18 protein-coding genes are annotated in these 18,096 nt (G+C 67.6%); 10 read left to right on the plus strand and 8 right to left on the minus strand.

Annotated features, from left to right (window positions below):
• The first annotated feature begins 30 nt into the window (after positions 1-30).
• The 5 genes from NK1_RS05515 (at position 31) to dinB (ending at position 5,788) form a co-directional block, all read left to right on the plus strand.
• Complete coding sequence (locus tag NK1_RS05515) at positions 31-1,158, plus strand: VOC family protein (protein WP_063007462.1); 1,128 nt, start codon at positions 31-33, stop codon at positions 1,156-1,158.
• A complete protein-coding gene (locus tag NK1_RS05520) occupies positions 1,155-2,093 on the plus strand; it encodes a fumarylacetoacetate hydrolase family protein (RefSeq protein ID WP_063007463.1) in 939 nt (312 codons plus the stop codon). Before NK1_RS05515 ends, NK1_RS05520 begins: the two co-directional genes overlap by 4 nt.
• Positions 2,090-3,607, plus strand: a complete 1,518-nt coding sequence (gene mhpA, locus NK1_RS05525; protein ID WP_063007464.1) for a bifunctional 3-(3-hydroxy-phenyl)propionate/3-hydroxycinnamic acid hydroxylase MhpA — start codon at positions 2,090-2,092, stop codon at positions 3,605-3,607. Before NK1_RS05520 ends, mhpA begins: the two co-directional genes overlap by 4 nt.
• Positions 3,608-3,615: 8 nt before the next feature.
• Positions 3,616-4,425 (plus strand): SDR family oxidoreductase, encoded by an 810-nt coding sequence (locus tag NK1_RS05530; RefSeq protein ID WP_063007465.1) that lies wholly within the window; start codon positions 3,616-3,618, stop codon positions 4,423-4,425.
• A gap of 139 nt (positions 4,426-4,564) precedes the next feature.
• A complete protein-coding gene (gene dinB, locus NK1_RS05535) occupies positions 4,565-5,788 on the plus strand; it encodes a DNA polymerase IV (protein ID WP_063007466.1) in 1,224 nt (407 codons plus the stop codon).
• Between the two features lie 18 nt (positions 5,789-5,806).
• On the opposite strand, the gene NK1_RS05540 is transcribed toward dinB, so the two are convergent.
• Entirely contained in the window at positions 5,807-6,226 is a 420-nt protein-coding gene (locus tag NK1_RS05540) for an NUDIX hydrolase (RefSeq protein ID WP_036501273.1), read from the minus strand.
• A 105-nt stretch (positions 6,227-6,331) separates the two neighbouring features.
• Here NK1_RS05540 and NK1_RS05545 point away from each other — a divergent pair, with 105 nt between their 5' ends.
• Positions 6,332-7,291 (plus strand): patatin-like phospholipase family protein, encoded by a 960-nt coding sequence (locus tag NK1_RS05545; RefSeq protein ID WP_218023058.1) that lies wholly within the window; start codon positions 6,332-6,334, stop codon positions 7,289-7,291.
• 59 nt (positions 7,292-7,350) lie between these two features.
• Here NK1_RS05545 and NK1_RS05550 read toward each other — a convergent pair whose 3' ends face one another.
• Positions 7,351-8,454 carry a winged helix DNA-binding domain-containing protein gene (locus NK1_RS05550; RefSeq protein ID WP_063007468.1) on the minus strand — a complete coding sequence of 368 codons (1,104 nt, stop codon included), beginning with the start codon at positions 8,452-8,454 and terminating at the stop codon, positions 7,351-7,353.
• 143 nt (positions 8,455-8,597) lie between these two features.
• On the opposite strand from NK1_RS05550, the gene NK1_RS05555 reads away from it, so the two are divergent.
• The gene (locus NK1_RS05555; RefSeq protein ID WP_084460609.1) at positions 8,598-9,308 is read left to right on the plus strand and encodes a YoaK family protein; all 711 of its coding nucleotides are present in this window, start codon (positions 8,598-8,600) and stop codon (positions 9,306-9,308) included.
• A gap of 9 nt (positions 9,309-9,317) precedes the next feature.
• On the opposite strand, the gene NK1_RS05560 is transcribed toward NK1_RS05555, so the two are convergent.
• Both NK1_RS05560 and NK1_RS05565 read right to left on the minus strand, forming a co-directional pair.
• Positions 9,318-10,697 (minus strand): MFS transporter, encoded by a 1,380-nt coding sequence (locus NK1_RS05560; RefSeq protein WP_063007469.1) that lies wholly within the window; start codon positions 10,695-10,697, stop codon positions 9,318-9,320.
• Positions 10,694-12,535 carry a glycoside hydrolase family 15 protein gene (locus NK1_RS05565; RefSeq protein WP_063007552.1) on the minus strand — a complete coding sequence of 614 codons (1,842 nt, stop codon included), beginning with the start codon at positions 12,533-12,535 and terminating at the stop codon, positions 10,694-10,696. Before NK1_RS05565 ends, NK1_RS05560 begins: the two co-directional genes overlap by 4 nt.
• A 318-nt stretch (positions 12,536-12,853) precedes the next feature.
• On the opposite strand from NK1_RS05565, the gene NK1_RS05570 reads away from it, so the two are divergent.
• The 3 genes from NK1_RS05570 to NK1_RS05580 are packed head-to-tail and all read left to right on the plus strand — an operon-like array spanning position 12,854 to position 14,132.
• Positions 12,854-13,279: a DUF6325 family protein gene (locus NK1_RS05570; RefSeq protein WP_063007553.1), complete on the plus strand. Its 426-nt coding sequence runs from the start codon at positions 12,854-12,856 to the stop codon at positions 13,277-13,279.
• A gap of 11 nt (positions 13,280-13,290) precedes the next feature.
• The gene (locus tag NK1_RS05575) at positions 13,291-13,557 is read left to right on the plus strand and encodes an SHOCT domain-containing protein (RefSeq protein WP_063007470.1); all 267 of its coding nucleotides are present in this window, start codon (positions 13,291-13,293) and stop codon (positions 13,555-13,557) included.
• Between the two features lie 38 nt (positions 13,558-13,595).
• The gene (locus tag NK1_RS05580; protein WP_063905912.1) at positions 13,596-14,132 is read left to right on the plus strand and encodes an OmpA family protein; all 537 of its coding nucleotides are present in this window, start codon (positions 13,596-13,598) and stop codon (positions 14,130-14,132) included.
• Positions 14,133-14,157: 25 nt separating this feature from the next.
• On the opposite strand, the gene NK1_RS05585 is transcribed toward NK1_RS05580, so the two are convergent.
• The 4 genes from NK1_RS05585 to NK1_RS05600 form a co-directional block, all read right to left on the minus strand.
• Complete coding sequence (locus NK1_RS05585; RefSeq protein WP_063007554.1) at positions 14,158-14,988, minus strand: hypothetical protein; 831 nt, start codon at positions 14,986-14,988, stop codon at positions 14,158-14,160.
• A gap of 79 nt (positions 14,989-15,067) precedes the next feature.
• Positions 15,068-15,946, minus strand: a complete 879-nt coding sequence (locus tag NK1_RS05590; RefSeq protein ID WP_063007472.1) for a phosphoribulokinase — start codon at positions 15,944-15,946, stop codon at positions 15,068-15,070.
• A 26-nt stretch (positions 15,947-15,972) separates the two neighbouring features.
• Entirely contained in the window at positions 15,973-17,049 is a 1,077-nt protein-coding gene (locus NK1_RS05595) for a class 1 fructose-bisphosphatase (RefSeq protein ID WP_063007473.1), read from the minus strand.
• Positions 17,034-18,074, minus strand: coding sequence for an AAA family ATPase (locus NK1_RS05600; protein ID WP_063007555.1), 1,041 nt, complete (start codon positions 18,072-18,074; stop codon positions 17,034-17,036). Before NK1_RS05600 ends, NK1_RS05595 begins: the two co-directional genes overlap by 16 nt.
• Between the last annotated feature and the right edge of the window lie 22 nt (positions 18,075-18,096).

The raw sequence follows: 18,096 nt of genomic DNA on the forward strand, positions 1-18,096 counted from the left end.
ATATCGTCAGTCAAGTGGAGGGACTTCGCCATGACCGACCATTCCCACGCTGGTTTGCACAGCGATGCGGGCGCGCGACCGGGCGAGCATCCGGGCCGGGCGTGCAACCCGATCGTGAAGGTGCTCGATCTTGCGTGGCTGCGGTTCGAGAAGCCGGATCTCGAGCGCGCCGAAACCTTCGCGCACGCTTTCGGTTTCAGCACCGCGGCCCGTACCGCCGAGGAACTGTGGCTGCGGGGGGTCGACGCGGGGCCGCCGTGTGTGCTCATCCGGCGCGGGTGCCGGTCGCGATTCGTCGGCCCGGCCTTCCGGGCGGACGGTGCGGCCGATCTGCTGCGCCTGGCCGAGGCAGTGGGAAGCCGGGTCGAGCCATTGCCCGACAGGCTGGGCGGGCAGCGGGTCGGCTTGACCGACCCCAGCGGTCTGCAGGTGGACGTAGTGGCGGATACGACCGTGTCGACCGCCCTGACCGGACAGCCGGGCCGAGCCTTCAACTTCGGCCACCCGGTGCAGCGAATCAATCGCGCGCAGCGCCCGATCCGGGAGCCGGCGCGAGTGCAACGGCTCGGGCACGTGGTGGTGCAGACCACCCGGTACCGCAGGACACTGGACTGGTATCTGCGGCACCTGGGCATGATCGTCAGCGATTTCCTCTATTACCCGGGGCAGCGCGACCGCGGCCCGGTATTGAGTTTCCTGCGCTGTGATCGCGGCTCGGAACCGGCGGATCATCACACGCTGGCGCTGACCCTGGGCCCCTCGAACCGATACGTGCATTCGGCCTACCAGGTGACCGATCTCGACGCGCTGGCCGCCGGGGGCGAGTATCTGCGCGACCACGGGTATCGGCGGTCGTGGGGCATCGGCCGGCATATCCAGGGCAGCCAGATCTTCGACTACTGGCGCGACCCCGACGGGTTCCTGGTCGAGCACTTCAGCGACGGCGACATGTTCGACAACACCCTGGAACCGGGCTGGGCGCCGATGACCGCATCCGGGCTGGCCCAGTGGGGACCACCGGCGAGCCGGGACTTCCTCGGCACAGCACCCGGCCGCGACGCGGTGCGCGAACTGCGCGCGATCGCCGCGGCGCTGCGTGCCGACAACGAATTCGATCTCCACCGCCTGCGCGGTCTGCTGAAAGTAGCGAACTCATGACCCTGTCCGTACTGCGCACCGACGACGCCTGGTGGCTGTGGACTCCCGGCGGTGCGGCCCGCATCGACACCGCCGCCACGACCACCGCCGAACTGCTCGCCGACCGGCGAGCCGTCACGGCCGCGGCCGCGAGCACCGGCCTGGTCGCCGTGGACAGCCTGAGACTGGTCTCACCGGTGACCGCGCCGTGCCGGGTGGTCGCGCAGATGACGAATTTCGCCTCCCACGTGCGGGATTCGGGCGGTGACCCGGCGACCGTGCCGTTGACGTTCTTCCGCAAATCGTCCGGATCGCTCAGCGGCCCCTACGACGACATCGTCCGCCCCGACCATGTGCGGCTGCTGGACTACGAGGTGGAGATCGGACTGGTCTTCGGCCGCACGATGCCGGTCGGATCGGAGATCACCGCCGAGACCCTCGCCGACTACATCGCCGGGCTGGTCGTCACCAACGACATCTCCGCCCGCGACGTCCAACTGCCGAAAACACAGTTCTACGAAGGAAAGTCGTATCCGACCTTCACACCGGCAGGCCCCGCGCTGGTACTGCTCGACCCAGAGGAGCTGGACCGTTTCACCGAATTGCGGCTGCGATTGTGGGTCGACGGCGCGTTGCGCCAGGACATGACCGTATCCGACATGATCTACCCGCCGCAGCAGGCCCTGCGCGCACTGACCCGATTCCAGCGCATGGACGCCGGAGATCTGCTGCTCACCGGCACACCAGTGGGCACCGCGCTCAGCGCTCCATCGAAACCGGTCCAACTGTTGTGGTCACTGCTACCCGAGCACACGAAATGGCGCGTGTTCTCCCGCGCCCAGTCCCGGAACCCGAAGTATCTGCATGATGGTGCTGTCGTGGAAGCGGCGATCGGTACCGAAGACGGCCGCATCGATCTGGGGCGCCAGCGCACCGTCGTCAGGCACACGCGGTGACCGCACACATCATTCCCGTCGTGATCGTGGGCGCGGGGCCGGCCGGGCTCACGGCGGCCACACTGCTGGCACAGTACGGCGTCGAGTCCGTGGTGCTGGAGCGGTGGGATGGGGTATATCCACGGCCGCGCGCGGTCCACCTCGACGGCGAGGTCCGCCGAGTGCTGGCCCGGCTCGGCGTCGACACAGAATTCGCCGCACACAGCCGACCCGCACTCGGATTGCGCCTGCTCGACCGAGACATGCGTCTACTCGCTCAGTTCGATCGCGACCCCACCGGCGGACGCAACGGTTACCCCGAAGCCAACCTGTTCGACCAACCCCGACTCGAAACGATACTGCGTGACAATCTCGACCGATATCCCGCGATCACCCTGCGCGAGAACGCCGACGTTTCCGCGGTCGTCGTCGAGAACGACTGTGTGCGCGTCGATTTCGCCGATCGGTTGACCGGATCGGCAGGCTCGTTACGTGCCCGGTACGTGCTGGGGTGCGACGGCGCCAACAGCACCGTCCGGGCCGCGATCGGCTCCTCGATGCGCGATCTCGGATACTCACAACGCTGGCTGGTGCTCGATATCGCCACCACCGCGGATCTCGGGCAGTGGGACGGTGTGCATCAGGTGTGCGATCCGGTGCGGGCGGCCACCTACATGCGCATCGGCGCGACTCGCTACCGCTGGGAATTCCGGCTGCTGCCCGGCGAGTCCTCCGCCGACTTCACCGATACGCACCGCCTGGGCCCGCTGCTGCGGCCCTGGACCGGAAACCTCGCGCCCGAGGAGCTGACACTGCTGCGGGTCGCCGAATACACCTTTCGTGCCCGGCTGGCCGAACGATGGCGCCGCGGCCCTGTGTTCATTCTCGGCGACGCCGCGCACCTCACCCCGCCGTTCATCGGCCAAGGCCTCGGCGCGGGACTGCGCGACGCGGCCAACCTCACCTGGAAACTGGCAGGCGTGCTGCACGGCGAACTACCCGAAAGCGCGCTCGACACCTACGAGAAAGAGCGTAAACCCCACGCGCACACCATGATCCGGCTCGCCAAACTGACCGGCGCAACCATGACCGAGGGCGGTCGCCTGGGCGCTCGGCTGCGCCGCCTGCTGGCACCGCACCTGCACCGCGCACCCGGTTTCACACACCTGGTCACCAGTGGTGAGACGCCTCGCCTGCGCCGCTCGGCACTCATCGCGCCGCGACGATCGCCGCGCGACCCGGCGGGGCGTTTGGTCCCGAACCCGGTCCTCGACGACGGCCGGCGCCTCGACGACGCCACCGCCGGACAGTACGCGATCATCACCGCCACCCCACCGCAACCACACGATGTCCGGACCGTCGAGCAGCAGGGCGCCGTGCTGCTCGATGCCCGCCCCTGCAGCGACCTGCACCGCTGGCTCGGCCGGACCCGCGCTGTGCTCGTCCGCCCCGACGGAACCGTGCAACGCAGCGGACGAGACCTGCCGACCCTGTGCGCCGCCCTGCCGCATCACCGGCCGAACATCAAGACATAAGGAGACAAATGCCGACCACACGCACCGCGGTCGTCACCGGCGCCTCGTCCGGGATCGGCCGAGCGACCGCAGCAGCACTGTCGGACAACGGTTTCCGGGTAATCGGGACCAGCCGCGACCCGGACACGATCCCCGCCACGCACCGCGTAGCCGGCGTCGACTACCGGCCACTGGATCTGACCGACCACGACTCCATCCAGCGATTCGCCGACACGCTGGACACCGTCGACGTGCTGGTCAACAACGCCGGAGAAAGCCAAGCCGGGCCGCTGGCCGAACTCCCCGAAAACGCCGTGGCCCGGCTGTTCCAGCTCAACGTGCTGGGCCCCATCGCACTCACCCGAGCGGTATTGCCCGGTATGCGCGCACGCGGCACCGGCCGAGTGGTGATGGTCGGATCGATGCTGGCCAGTTTCCCGTTGCCCTACCGCTCCTCCTATGTCGCCACCAAAGCCGCACTGCGCGGATTCGCTACCGCGGCGCGCTTCGAAGAATCGCCCTACGGCGTCTGGCTCACCACCGTCGAGCCCGGCCAGGTCGATTCCGGACTACGTGAACGACGCACGAAATACCTCACCGCCGGCTCACCCCACACCGCGGAATTCGACCGGCTCATGGCGGAACTCGACCGCAAACAAGCCAACGGCATCGCACCGCACCGGGTCGCACGCACCATCCTCACCGCTGCCTCCGCGCGCCGCCCCCGCCCGCTGTACGCCGTCGGCAGCCACGCACCCGCCGTCTTCGCGCTACGCCGCACACTGCCCCGCGGCCTGATGGAACGCGTCACCGCACTCGCTCACGGACTGCGCCGCTGACGCCCGCAACACAATCGCCGGCTGCTTGCGAGCACCACGATCGTCGGCCAGAGCCGGCTTCCGCTGCTCGTTTCCATCCGCAGCCGCCGCTGTTCGGGCGTGCGCTGCGCTCCGGCCGGGCTGGTCTATTATCGAACATATGTTCGCATCGGATGAGTCGGCGGCGGGGGGAAGGTCGGGGCGGGCCGCGATTCTGCATGCGGATCTGGATTCGTTCTATGCGTCGGTCGAGCAGCGGGACGCGCCGGAGTTGCGGGGGAAACCGGTGATCGTCGGGGGTGGGGTGGTGCTGGCGGCGAGTTACGAGGCCAAGGCGTACGGGGTGCGGACGCCGATGAACGCGCGGCAAGCGTTGCGGTTGTGCCCGCACGCGGTCGTGGTGCCGCCGCGAATGTCGGCTTATGCGCAGGCGAGCCGGGACGTGTTCGCGATCTTCCGCGACACCACTCCGGAGGTGGAGGGAATCTCCATCGACGAGGCCTTTCTCGATGTCGGTGGGCTGCACCGCATTTCGGGCGCGCCGCTCGACATCGCGGCCGGATTGCGGGCGCGGGTGCGCGCCGAGGTCGGACTGCCCATCTCGGTCGGCGTGGCGCGGAGCAAATTTCTCGCCAAGGTGGCCAGTGCGGTCTGCAAACCCGACGGCCTGCTGCTGGTGCAGCCCGACGCCGAACTCGACTTCCTGCATCCGCTGCCGGTCGAACGGCTCTGGGGCGTGGGCGAGGTGACGGCGCGGACATTGCACGAACACGGCATCACCCGGATCGGGCAATTGGCCGACACCGATCCGATGGAGTTGTGCGGTCTGCTCGGTCGCGCCGCCGGACGGCACCTGCACGCCCTGGCCTGGGCGCGCGATCCGCGCCGGGTCGACACCGGCCGGCGACGGCGCTCGATCGGTGCGCAACGCGCGTTGGGCAACCGGCCCCGCACCGATGCCGAGATCGAGGCCTACCTGCACGGCCTGGCGGATCGGCTCGGGCACCGCTTACGGGCCGCGCGGCGGATCTGCCGAACGGTGGTGCTGCGCTTGCGCTTCGCCGATTTCGGGCGCGCGACCCGGTCGCACACTCTGCCGACCGCCACCGACGACGGTGCGACGATCCTGCAGGCCGCCCGCACCCTGCTCGCGGCCGCCCGCCCCCTGATCGAAGAGCGCGGCATCACCCTCATCGGCCTCGCCCTGACGAACTTGCAGAATACGGACCCGAGGCAGCTGATGCTGCCGTTGGATGCCGGCCCGGACACCACGCTGGACGCGGCGCTGGATGCGGTGCGCGATCGCTTCGGCGCCGGAACCGTCACCAGGGCCGCATTGCTCGGGCGCGGTGAAGGTCTGTCGGTGCCGCTGCTCCCCGACTGATCAGCCCCAGCACGGAAGTCAGTGCGCCGGTAGCAGTCCGCGCGCCACCAGATCATCGAAGAGCACCTGGTCGACAGGCGGCACCGCGGCCCGGTCGGCATAGCTGAACCAGGCGATCTCGGCGATTTCGCTACTGGGTTCGATCGTTCCGGCGTAGTCGGCGGTGTAGCAGCTCATGCGCACCGAAACCTCGGTGGCGCCGGGCAATTCGGCCTCATACGTGCCGACGTGGGCGATCGATTCCGGAATCAGCACCACGGTGAGCTCTTCGGAGATCTCCCGAATCAGCGTCTGCCGATCGGTCTCCTCGCCCTCGCGCTTGCCGCCGGGAATATAGAACTCGTCCTTGCCGTCCGGTCGGGCACACAGGATCCGTCCGTCCTCGATCAGCACCCAGGCCACGGTGTCGATGAGGCGCCGCGACGATTCGATCCGCATCCGCGCAGCCTACCCGGGCGCTCCACGACCGCCCGAGCCTCGGGCGAGGCGTCCGGCGAGGCGTGATAGACAGAGCTGAACGCAGTGATCGGAAGGTGTGGTGCGATGCCGGACAGTACGAGGCCGATGAGCCCGGTGGAGCTGATCGCGCAACGCTTCCACGGCGGCAGCATTGCCGGTGAGCATGGCGACGGTTTCCGGTTGGCGCTGGTCATCGAGGGCGGCTCGGCGCGCGGGGTCTATTCGCACGGCATGGTCACCGGCCTGGAAGAACTCGGCGTGCTGCGCTGTTTCGACGCCGTCTACGGCGCCTCGGCCGGCGCGCTGAACGGCGCGTGGCTGCTGTGCGGGCGCGCGGCGCGGGCGCGGCGGGCCTGGCATTCGGATGTGGTGCGGCGGGTGATCTCACCGGCCCGGGCGCTGCGCGGCGGGCTGGTCGTGGACACCCGATATCTGGTGCACACCGTCTACGAGCGGATCGTGCCGATGGATTTCGCCGCGATCCTCGGCAACTCGGTCACCTTCCACCCGATCGGCACCGATATCGCCGACGGCAGCGCTGTCGATCTGAGCCCGCACATCAGCGATATTCCATCCTTGCAGCGTGCGCTGCGTGCCAGCACGTGCATGCCGGTGCTGGCCGGGCGTCCGGTGGCGGTGGGCGGCGGGCGCTACGTCGATGCCGGACTGTCGGAATCGGTACCGGTCACCACCGCCCGCGGCCAGGGCGCCACCCACATCGTGGTGTTGCGCACCCGGCGCGTCGATGAAAGGCCCAGCATCCCTTCAGATTTCGAACGGCGCGTGGTGTCGCGGGTGCTCGGCGCCTCCGGCCCGGCGGTGGCCGAGAGCTGGTTCACCCGTGCGGCGCAGTTCGCCGCCGACGAACACCGCATGGCGAGCGATCCGTCGATTCTGCAGATCCGTCCACCGCTGGGTGCGCCCACGATCGGCCGGGTCGCCCGGGATTCCACGGTGCTGTTGCGCGCCCTGGACCTGGGCCGCGCCGCAACCCTGGCGGCGCTGGGCGAAGCCGTTCGATCGGCGGGAGACGTCGCAATCTGAACCGGCTGTGATGCAAGGGAATCCGATCGGACCCTGTCGGTGGGCAACTGTCGGTGGTCTCAGCCGAGGTTCAGATGGTCTCGGCCGGTGGCACGGGCGAGGTGGACGGCTTCGGCTCCGAGCAGCTCCGGATCGACGCGCTGGTCGTCGAACATGCTGACCGTGAGGGTGTCGTCGATGGCTTCCCACGTCCCGGCGATCCGGCCGCCGACGAGGACCAAGGGCGAGATCCAGCCGGCGGTCCGGCTGACCTTCGTGCGATGAGCCGGGGGCAGCAGGACCGGATCGGTGGTGCCGGGGCCGAGAACGTATTGATCGAAGGGGCCGAGCAGGCGGACGGTGCCGGTGGGATCGGTGGCGGCCAGTTCGTCGGCGTCCTCGGTGCGGATCCAGGTCCGGCGGCCCTCGACGTCGACTTCGGTGAGTTCGGCACCCAGCTCGGAGAACCATTGGCGGACAGTGGTTTTGCGCAATACGCCGCGCAGGAGCCAGGCATTGAACGCCTCCGGTGTGCCCGGACCGTAGACGCCGAGGTAGGCGCGGATCAGGTGTGCGGCCGCCACATCGGTCGGCGGCAGGCCGGTCCATCCGGTGACCGCACGCGCGGGAGCGGTGAAGGTCACCGAGGATCCGCGGGCGGGTCCGTGGCACAGCACTCCCTGCCAGGCCAGCGGTTTCAACAGCGCACCCCACCCGGAGCGCAATTGCTCGCCCATGGCCACGAAGCGGCGGTCGCGCAGTAGTTCGTCCACCAGTTCCGCCCGACTCAGCACGGCGCCACCGTCGAGCAGTTCGGCCACCGCGTCGGTCAGCGCCTTCACTTCGCCGGGATCAGCGCCGAAATTGCGTTGCCATGCCGGCTTCTCCCACGTCCGGGCCGACGCGATCAGGGCCAGTGCGGCGGCGGCGGTATCGGGCGTCATCGCATGCAACGTGCCGCGCATCGCCCACGTCTTCATCAGTTCGCCGGCGTCGAGCGCGCGGACCAGCTCACCCGGCGCTCCCCCGCGCCGCACCGCCACCGCGGTCTCCGCCGCGGATGTCACCTGTGCCTGCACCCCGGCCAGTCGCCGCGCCACCGCCACCGCGCTGCCGCCGTCCCGCGCTTCGACGAAGCCCCTGCGCAGGCGCCACGCGAACACCTGGTCCCATGTGACCTCCACCGCACCTCCCGTATCCGGACACCCGCCGATCCGCGCGCTCACCTTACGGCTCGTCACCGACAACCCCCATCTCCCGCGGTGACCGCTCGCACACCTCTAGGCCAATACATGCATAATCATGCATGTATTGCTAGTCTGTTGCGGTGACTCCGAAATCCGAAGACTCCCTCGAGCCGTTCTGGACGCTGGAGACCCGGCTGGCCTCGGCCCTGCTCATCCTCGCCGGATTCGTGGGCGCCGCCGCCTACACCCACTCCGAGGGCTACTTCGTCACCTTCATGACCGGCAATACCGAGCGCGCCGTCATCGGCGGATTCCTCGGCGACTACACCCTCGCGGCCGGCGCCTTCGCCCTGATCGTGTTCTTTCTCGCCGGCGTGCTGGTGGCCTCGCTCTGTCGCCGGCACTGGTGGCGCAATCACCCGCACGGCGCGACCATGCTCGCCACCGCCGCTCTCACCGTGGCCGCCGTCCTCGACACGATTCTGTACCGGCACGATACCGATCTCGGCTTGGTGCCGATCCTGCTCGTCTCGTTCGCGATGGGTTCGCTCAACACCTCCTTCGTCAAGAAGGGCGAGGTATCCATCCCGGTCACCTACGTCACCGGAACCCTGGTGAAATTCGCCCAGGGCGTGGAACGGCATATGGCCGGCGGCACCCATCGAGAATGGCTCGGCTACGCGGTGCAATGGCTCTCGTTCGCCGCCGGCGCTCTGATCGGCGGTCTGGTCTCCTTGGTCGTCGAGGGCGGCGACATGCTCTACACCGCGGTCATCGCCTCCGCCATCGTGGCCGCCTACACCTGGCGCGCCGACCTCAGCTGGGTGCAGCGCCACACCTCCTCGGAGTAGCGGGCGCGGTCAAGGCTGCGCGATCGGCGTTCGATGCGGCAGCCCGGCGGCCGCGAACAGCCCGAGCACACCAGCCACACCGAGTGCGAGCATCGCGACGGCGTAGGCATGGCTGCTGAGTCCGGCGACGAGAATGGTGCCGGCGATCGCGGTGCCCAGCGACGATCCCAGATTGGACACACACCGCGACAGCCCGGAGATCTCGCCTTGGTGCTCCTCGCTGAACGCCGACTGCACGACGTTCACCGACGGAGTCAGCATGGAGCCGAGCCCCAGCCCGATCAGCAGCAGTCCGGGCGCGAACGCCCATGGATTCAGCGTGCGCCCGGCCAGCGCGATGAGTACCACGATCCCGACGATCACGACGACGAAGCCGTTCATGATGAGGGTTCGCTGGGTGAACAGCCGGGCCAGCCGTGCGGCCGTCAGCGACGACACCAGCAGGCCGACGGTGGCGGCCGTGAAGATGACGCCGGTGCCGATCGGATCGTAGCCGCGCACCACCTGCAGATACGCCGAGACCACGAACGAGGTCCCCATCAGAATCAGCCACTGCAACAGTTGGGTGACCAAGCCGAAATTCGAAATGCGGCTGCGGAACAGACTCAGTGATACCAAAGGTTCGCCACCGCGTCGTTCGGTGGCGCGCACGTGTAGGAAGAACCCGGCGAGCACCACCACCGCGAGCACGATCAACACCGCACACCACCGTAAATCGTTGTCGGTGGCCAGAATTCCCAACACGAGCAGCACGAGACCGGCTGCCGACAGCACGCTGCCGGTCAGATCCAGGGTCCGGTTCGGATCGGGCGGAAGCGGATCGCGGACCCGGCGCGTGGATATCAGGATCGCCGCCACGACCAGCGCCTGAAAGGCGAACGCCGCCCGCCAGCCCAGCCCGGAGGCGATCAGTCCGCCCAGTAGCGGTCCGGCCGCCGCGCCGATCCCGCCCATCGCCATCACCACCCCGAAAGCCCGTGCGCGGGAGGTGGTATCGGTGAACAGCAGCGTGGTGAGGATGTAGACCGGCGGGATCAGCAGTGCGGTGCCCACCCCTTCCAGCACGGAGTTACCCAGAGCCAGCACGCCCAGCCCCGGTGCGAGCGCGCTGAGTATCGCGCCGACGCAATAGATCGAAAGTCCCACGACGAAGCAGGATTTGCGGCCGTAGCGGTCGGTGAGTTTGCCGCCCAAAATCATCAACGCCGCCATGATCAGCAGGAACAGGGTGATGACCAGTTGCACTCCCGCCACGTCGGCATCGAGATCGGTGCTGATGTCGGTGATCATCACCGCCATATTCGTGCCGGCGAAACTGCAGATGAACTGCGCCAGTGCGAGCGGGACCAGCACGCCGCGCGGGCGGGCCGCCGTGCCGTGCTCGCTCATCGCGAGGGCTTTCCGGCCCCGGACTCGAGGTGGTCGAGCGCGTCGTCGAGTGCGATCGCCGCCGCCACCAGCGCCAAATGGGTGAAAGCCTGCGGGAAGTTGCCCAGCTGCTCGCCCGAAGGCCCGATCTCCTCGGCGAAAAGTCCCACGTGGTTGGCGTAGGTCAGCATCTTGTCGAATGCGTAGCGGGCGTGGTGAACTCGCCCCGCCCGTGCCAACGCCTCGACGTAGAGGAAGCTGCACAGATTGAAGGTGCCCTCGGAACCACGCAAGCCGTCCGGCGACGCGGCGGGATCGTATCGATAGACCAGGCTGTCACTGACCAGTTCCTCGTCCATCGCGTCGAGTGTGCTCAGCCAGTCCGGGTCGCGCGGGGACAGAAAGCCCATGCGCGGCATCAGCAGCAGCGCGGCGTCCAACACGTCGGTGCGGAAGTGCTGGACGAACGCGCGGCGGTCCTCGTTCCAGCCGCGCTCCAGGATCTGGGCGAACACCGCGTCGCGCGCATCGGTCCACCGCTGCAGGTCCGCCGGCCGGGCATGGTCGGTCGCGAGACGAATGCCACGATCGAAAGCGACCCACGTCATCAACCTGCTGTAGGTGAAGTCCTGTTGGCCACCCCGGGTTTCCCACACACCCTCGTCGGGCCGATCCCAGTTGTCTACCAACCAGTCCAGCAACTCGGCGAACACCCGCCATCCCGAGATACCACCGATGTCGGAGGTCTGTGCCAGCGCATCGGCGACCTCGCCGTAGATGTCGAGCTGCAACTGGTCTGCCGCCGCGTTGCCGACCCGCACCGGCGCCGACCCGCGATAGCCCTCCCAATGGTCGAGGATCTCCTCGTCCAGCCGCGGGTCACCGTCGATGCGGTACATGATCTGCAGCGGCTCACCCGAGGAAGTCCTGCCGGCCAGCCGTTCGCGCAGCCAGCGGCGAAACGCGTAGGCCTCGGTGGTGAACCCCAGATCCAGCAGCGCCCGGACCGACAGGGACCCGTCGCGCAGCCACGTGTAGCGATAATCCCAATTGCGTTCCCCGCCGACTTGTTCGGGAAGGCCCATGGTGGCCGCCGCGATAGGGGCGCCCGTCGGTAGGTAGGTGAGCAGTTTCAACGTGATCGCGGAGCGATTGACCATATCGCGCCAGCGGCCGCGATAGGTCGAGTTCCGCAGCCACCCCTGCCACCATTCCCGGCAGTCCGCGAATTCGGCCGCGACCTCGCCGCGCTGCGGCGGCGCCGGGAATTCCCCGCCCGCCGCGGTCGTGGTCAGCACGATGACGGCCGTCTCCCCCTCGTCCAGAGTGAAGTGACCGATCGCGTCGCCGTCGTCGACGCTCAATACGACCGGGTCGGACGCCTGCAGGTGCAGGGTGGTTTCCGGACCCTCGAACATGATCCATTCCTTGTCGTGCGCTACCGTCGTGTGCTCGGCGCGGCCGTAGTCGAAACGCGGCCGGCAGGCGAGCGCGAACGGCAGACTGCCGCGCACCACACGCACGATGCGAACCAGCCGATGCCGGTCGGTGGGCGCGTCGTCCTCGAGCGGCGGCATGAAGTCGGCGACCTCCCCGACTCCGTCCGGTGCCATGAATCGAGTGACCAGCACCGCGGTATCCGGCAGATACAACTGGCGGATGGTCACCGAACCCTCCGGCAAATCGGCCGCGACACGGCAGTGCCCGCCCCGTTCGTGGTCCAGCAGCGACCCGAAAACGCTCGGGGAATCGAACCGCGGTGTACACCACCAATCCACGGTTCCGGCCGAAGAGACCAACGCCGCAGTTTGCAGGTCGCCGACAATGCCATGCTCGGCGATGGGGGGATAGGAATTCATCAGCACTCCCGGAGGTGGTGGAACCCATCTGGCAGTGATTTCGGCCGGATCCCGGAGGCCGGTGGACATGAGCGCGGTTGTTTCTCATTGTGCGCTGCGCCGACAGCCGCCGGAGCGCTCTGGCGAAATTTCGGCAACCAACGTGCGGCGGCGCCGACTCCGAGGCCGGTTCGCCCGATCGGATCGGCGGCCGATTCACTCCGCTACCGCAGTCGTGATATCTGCGGGACCGGCGGCACCGAATCATAAGGTGTCGGGTCGTCTCGTCTGTCGGAGAGAAGAGGTTGTCCGGTGAACAGTGCTGCCGATATCGACGAGATGGGGCCGATCGACTATCTCGTCATCGAGTTTCCGGCCGACCGCCAACCGGACGGTTCGGCCTTGCCGATGCTCCGCGATCTGGTGGACCGCGGCATCATCCGCGTCCTGGATCTGGCCTTCGTGCACAAGGATGCGGACGGATCACTGACCGGGATCGACATCGCCGATGTCGGGTTGACCGGCGACCTGGATGTGACACTGTTCGCCGAGGCGGCGACCGGGCTGCTCGACGAGGGGGATCTGCGCGAGGCCGGGGGCGCCTTGGAGCCCGGCCATTCCGCCGCAGTCCTCCTCTACGAGAACACGTGGGCGGCACCGCTCGCGGTCGCGTTGCGGCGCAACGGCGCCGAACTCGTCGCCTCCGGTCGCATTCCCGTTCAAGCCATCCTCTCGACCCTCGACAGGCTCGAGGCCGATACCTAAGGAGAAGCCGCATGCCCGGGTTACTACGAGGTGTTGCCCGCACCGCGGTCGTCGCCGGAACGGCCACAGCCGTATCCAATCGCGTCTCGCGACGCCAGGGCCAGCGCTGGGTCGCGCAGGAGGAATCCCGGTACCAGCAACAACCGCCGCCGTCCGCACCGGCCGGCGGGGGAACCGACCGCATCGCGGCACTGAAACAGCTGGGCGAGTTGAAGGCTCAGGGGGTGCTCACCGAGCAGGAGTTCGAATCCGAGAAGGCGCGCATTCTCGCGTCGTGACCACCGGACACATCCGCACGGAGATCAGGAGAAGCAGCATGAAACTCGTCAAGGCGGTAGCGGTGCTGGCGACCGGTGCGGCAGCGCTGATTCCGATCGCCGCATGTTCCTCGGACGACAACAGTGGCCCGGTCGCGGTTACCACGACCACGGCGAACGGTGGCGAGCACACCGATATGCGAAGCAGTCTCGCCAGCACGGCGTCGTCGGTGGTGGGTTCGGCCCTCAACTCCGCGCAGCAGGCGGTGCAGAACGCGATCAACAGTGTGCTGTCGGCGGCGCCGATCACCTTCGACAAGAACAGCTCCGATCTGAGCCCGGCCGATGTCGCCACGATCAAGGCGGTGGCGCTCCCGCTCAAGGGCAACGACACCGCGGTCAAGATCGAAACCTACGCCGTCGACTCGAATTCCGGGGCGGCCGACTCGCTCGCCGAGGCACGGGGCAACAACGTCGCCACGGCCCTGCAGGACGAGGGGATCGACAAGGCGCGCATCACCGTCCACGCGGAGGGCAATCCGATCGAGTCCAACGTGCAGATCGACCAGGCCACGATCTCGGTCACCATGAAATAGCGCAGTGGCGGGCGGGGGTTACCCGTCACGGTTCAGCGCACGGCTCGGCATCCTCCGCCTCGGTGGGCGCCGGGCCGGGGGCCAGCACCTTGGCGATCGTCGCCGCCCCGACCACCACGATCGACAGCACGAAAAGCCAACTGATCGCGGTGAACACCGGGCCGAGCAGCCCGAACTTCGCCTGGGCGGAGGCGGTGACCTTCGGCAGCACCAGGCGTCCTCCGGCCCGGACCGAGGTCAATCCGATGGCCGTCAGCGCCCCGGTCGCCCATAGTGCCCGCCCGCGCAGCTTCCCCAGGGTGAGCAGGTACGCGCAGAGGGTCCATACGATCATCCACACCAGCAACTCGCCGGCCAGGGTGAGCGGCGGTCCGAAATAGCGGAGCCCGGCGAGTTGGCGCACGGCCCCGATCGTCGCGGCCGAGAATGCGACGACGAGCAGAACCACCGGCCAGCGCCATGCGTCGCGCAGGCCGATCGCCGGCACGTCCCAGAGCTTGCCGTAGATGCGCGCGAGAGTCTTGGCGAACGACGCGCCACTGATCACGACCATCAGCAGCCCGACCACCCCGAACGCCGCGAATGTCGGATCGGTCGACGCGACGACTCCGAAGGCGGACCGGAACGTCGTCCGGTCCAGTCCCAGCTGATCGTCGATGGCGCGGGTCGCCAGATCGAGCTGGGAGAACACGGACCCGGCGATGATCACGGGCAGCACACACGTGAAGATCTTGGCCGCCAGCGTCATCGATCGGTCCACGATTTCGATCTCGGCGAATTCCTCGACCAGCTGCCGGAGCGGCCCGGATCCGGCATCCGATGCATCCCGGCGCGCCGCGGCCCACGTGGCGCTCATATTCATCGACCACATAGCGTCGATTCAACTCCGCGAGGTCGTCGTGCGCGAGCGTCGAAACACCCGTTCTCACGACGGGTTATGCGCGCGGGCCGGGTCGTTTGTCCATCAACCGCAGAATGAGCGGTGTGAAGATCAGCTGCATCGCCAGATCCATCTTGCCGCCCGGCACCACGATGCAGTTCGGCCGCGACATGAACGAATCGTGCAGCATCGACAGCAGATACGGGAAATCGATCACCTTCGGATCGGCGAAGCGGATCACGACGAAACTTTCGTCGGCGGTGGGAATGCTGCGGGCGGTGAACGGGTTCGAGGTATCCACCGTCGGCACCCGCTGGAAATTGACGTAGGTGCGCGAGAACTGCGGGCAGATGTACTTCACATAGTCGGGCATGCGACGCAGAATCGTGTCGATCACCGCTTCGCTGGAATAGCCGCGCTCGGTCTTGTCGCGGATGACCTTCTGAATCCATTCCAGATTCACGATCGGCACCACGCCCACCAGCAGATCCGCATAGCGCGCCACATCGACCGTGCCGGTGACCGCGGCGCCGTGCAGCCCCTCGTAGAACAGCAGGTCGCTGCCGGGGGCGAGTTCTTCCCACGGCGTGAAGGTGCCCGGTTCCAGTCCGTAGGGTTTGGCCTCGGACTCGTCGTGCAGATATTTGCGCACCAGCCCGACCCCGGATTGCCCGTAATCGCGGAACAGGCTCTCCAGTTCGGTGAGCAGATTGGCCTCCGGGCCGAAATGGGAGAAATGCAGATTCAGATCGGCTTCGGCTTCGGCCATTGCCACCTGCATGCCGGCGCGATCGTAGCGGTGGAACGAATCTCCCTCCACGATCGCGGCACTGATGCCCTCCCGCCGGAAGATTTCCTGGAAGGTCCGGGTGACGCTGGTCGTTCCGGCGCCGGAGGAACCGGTGATGGCGACCACGGGATGTTTGCGCGACATGACATCTCGATTCGATCAGCCGGCGTTCAATGGCGCGCCGGTCGGAACAGGGTGCGGGTACCGAACAACGACGCGTCGAACGGCGGCCCGGCATCGGGTTCACGGTGATAGCGCTCGATCCGGCGCACCTCGTTGCGCGATCCGAAAACCAGCGGGATCTGCTGATGCGGATGCTCGGGAACCACCTCGAGCACCCGTTCGTGGCCGGTGGTCGCGGCACCGCCGGCCTGTTCGATCACGAAGGCGATGGGATTGGCGCCGTACAGCAGCGACACCCGGCCCGGCCGGCCGGGATCACGGGTGTCGTACGGATACAGATAGACCCCGCCGCGGGTGAGGATGTGAAAGGCGTCGGCGACCAGTGATGCCACCCAGCGCATATTGAAATCGCGCGATCGCGGCCCGTCGACCCCGTCGAGACATTCGTGCACATAACGCCGCACCGGACGCTGCCAGAACCGCTCGTTGGCGGCATTGATCGCGAATCCCGAGGTGTCCTCGGGAATGCGCATGCGGCGGTGGGTGAGCACGAACGCGCCGATCTCCCGATCGAGGGTGAACCCGTCGACTCCGCTGCCGGTGGTGAGGACCAGCATCGTCGCCGGGCCGTAGAGGGTGAATCCCGCGCAGACCTGCCGCACTCCCGGCTGCAGGAAATCCGCCGCCTGCGGCGCCCGCCCGTCCTCCGGTGCGCGCAACACACTGAATATCGTGCCGACGGGCAGATTCACATCGATATTCGAGGAGCCGTCCAGCGGATCGAAGGCCAGCATGTATTTGCCGCGCCGCACCTCCCCCGCCACCGGACGAAATCCGTTCATCTGCTCCGACAGCAGTGCCGACAGCGGCCCGCTGGATTCGGATTGCTCCACCATGATGTCGTTGGCGATGGCGTCCATGCGCCGATGCAGGCTCAGTGGTGGATCCGCGCCGTCCGATTCATCCAGCGCCCCCACGATGCGGCCGCGGGTCACCTGATTGGCGATGATCTTCGCCGCGGTGGACACCACATTGAGCAGTGCGGAGAACTCTCCCGAGGAACCGGGATGCCGATGTTCCTGTTCGATCGTGTAGCGGGTGAGGGTTTTCATTCCGTCGGGCATGCCGGCGCCTCCTCCGCGGCGCCGACGCGGTCGCCGAAAACGCTGCTGCCGTAGATGTCTTCGGTCGTCAGCGTCATCAGATCGGCCTTGCCGAGCGGGCGATGCTCCTGCACCAGACGATTCGCCTGGCGCAGCCGGCACCGGTCCACGGCATTGCGGACACTGCGCGCATTCGCGAAACGCGGCCGCGCCATCCGCACCGCCAGATATTCGTCGAAGGCCGCCGCCGCCGAATCACCGAAACGGAAATTCTGCTGTGCCACCATGACCTCTGCGATGGCCAGCAGTTCCCCGCGCGTGTAGTCGGGGAATTCGATGTGGTGGGCCACTCGCGAGGACAACCCGGGATTGGCGGAGAAGAACGTCTCCATCCGGTCCGGATATCCGGCGAAGATCACCACCAGACTGGAACGTTCGGTCTCCATCTCCTGCAGCAGGATCTCGATCACCTCCTGTCCGTAGTCCCGCTCGTTCTCCGGCCGGAACAGGTAGTACGCCTCGTCGATGAACAACACTCCGCCCGCGGCCTTGGCCAGCGCCTCCTTGGTCTTGGGCGCGGTGTGGCCGATGAACTGGCCGACCAGGTCGTCGCGAGTCACCGTGTGCACCTTCGGTTTCCGGATGTAGCCGAGGGCGTGCAACATCTCCGCCATCCGCAGCGCGACCGTCGTCTTCCCGGTGCCGGGCCCGCCGGTGAAACTCATATGCATGGTGGGACGGTCGGCCTGCAATCCGAACCGCTGCCGGGCGCGGTCGATCAGCAGCAGCGCCGCGATCTCGCGCACCCGTTTCTTGACCGTGGCCAGTCCGATCAGCTCCGCATCGAGCCGGGCGAGGGTGTCCTCGACGTTCTTGCCGGCCAGATCCGTCGACAGATCGACCGTCGCGTCGTCCGGCAGCGCGATCTCCGACGGATCGGGATCCGCGTGCGCCTCGGTCTGATTCGCACCCGAACCCGCGGAACTGCCCGCTCCCGGCCGGTACATCCGGAATCCCGATCCGCTGCCCTGTGTGCCGCCGGACATCGCCTGCCTCCCGTCCACCATC

The organism is Nocardia kruczakiae NBRC 101016, from assembly GCF_001612965.1.
Taxonomy (GTDB): Bacteria; Actinomycetota; Actinomycetes; order Mycobacteriales; family Mycobacteriaceae; genus Nocardia; species Nocardia kruczakiae.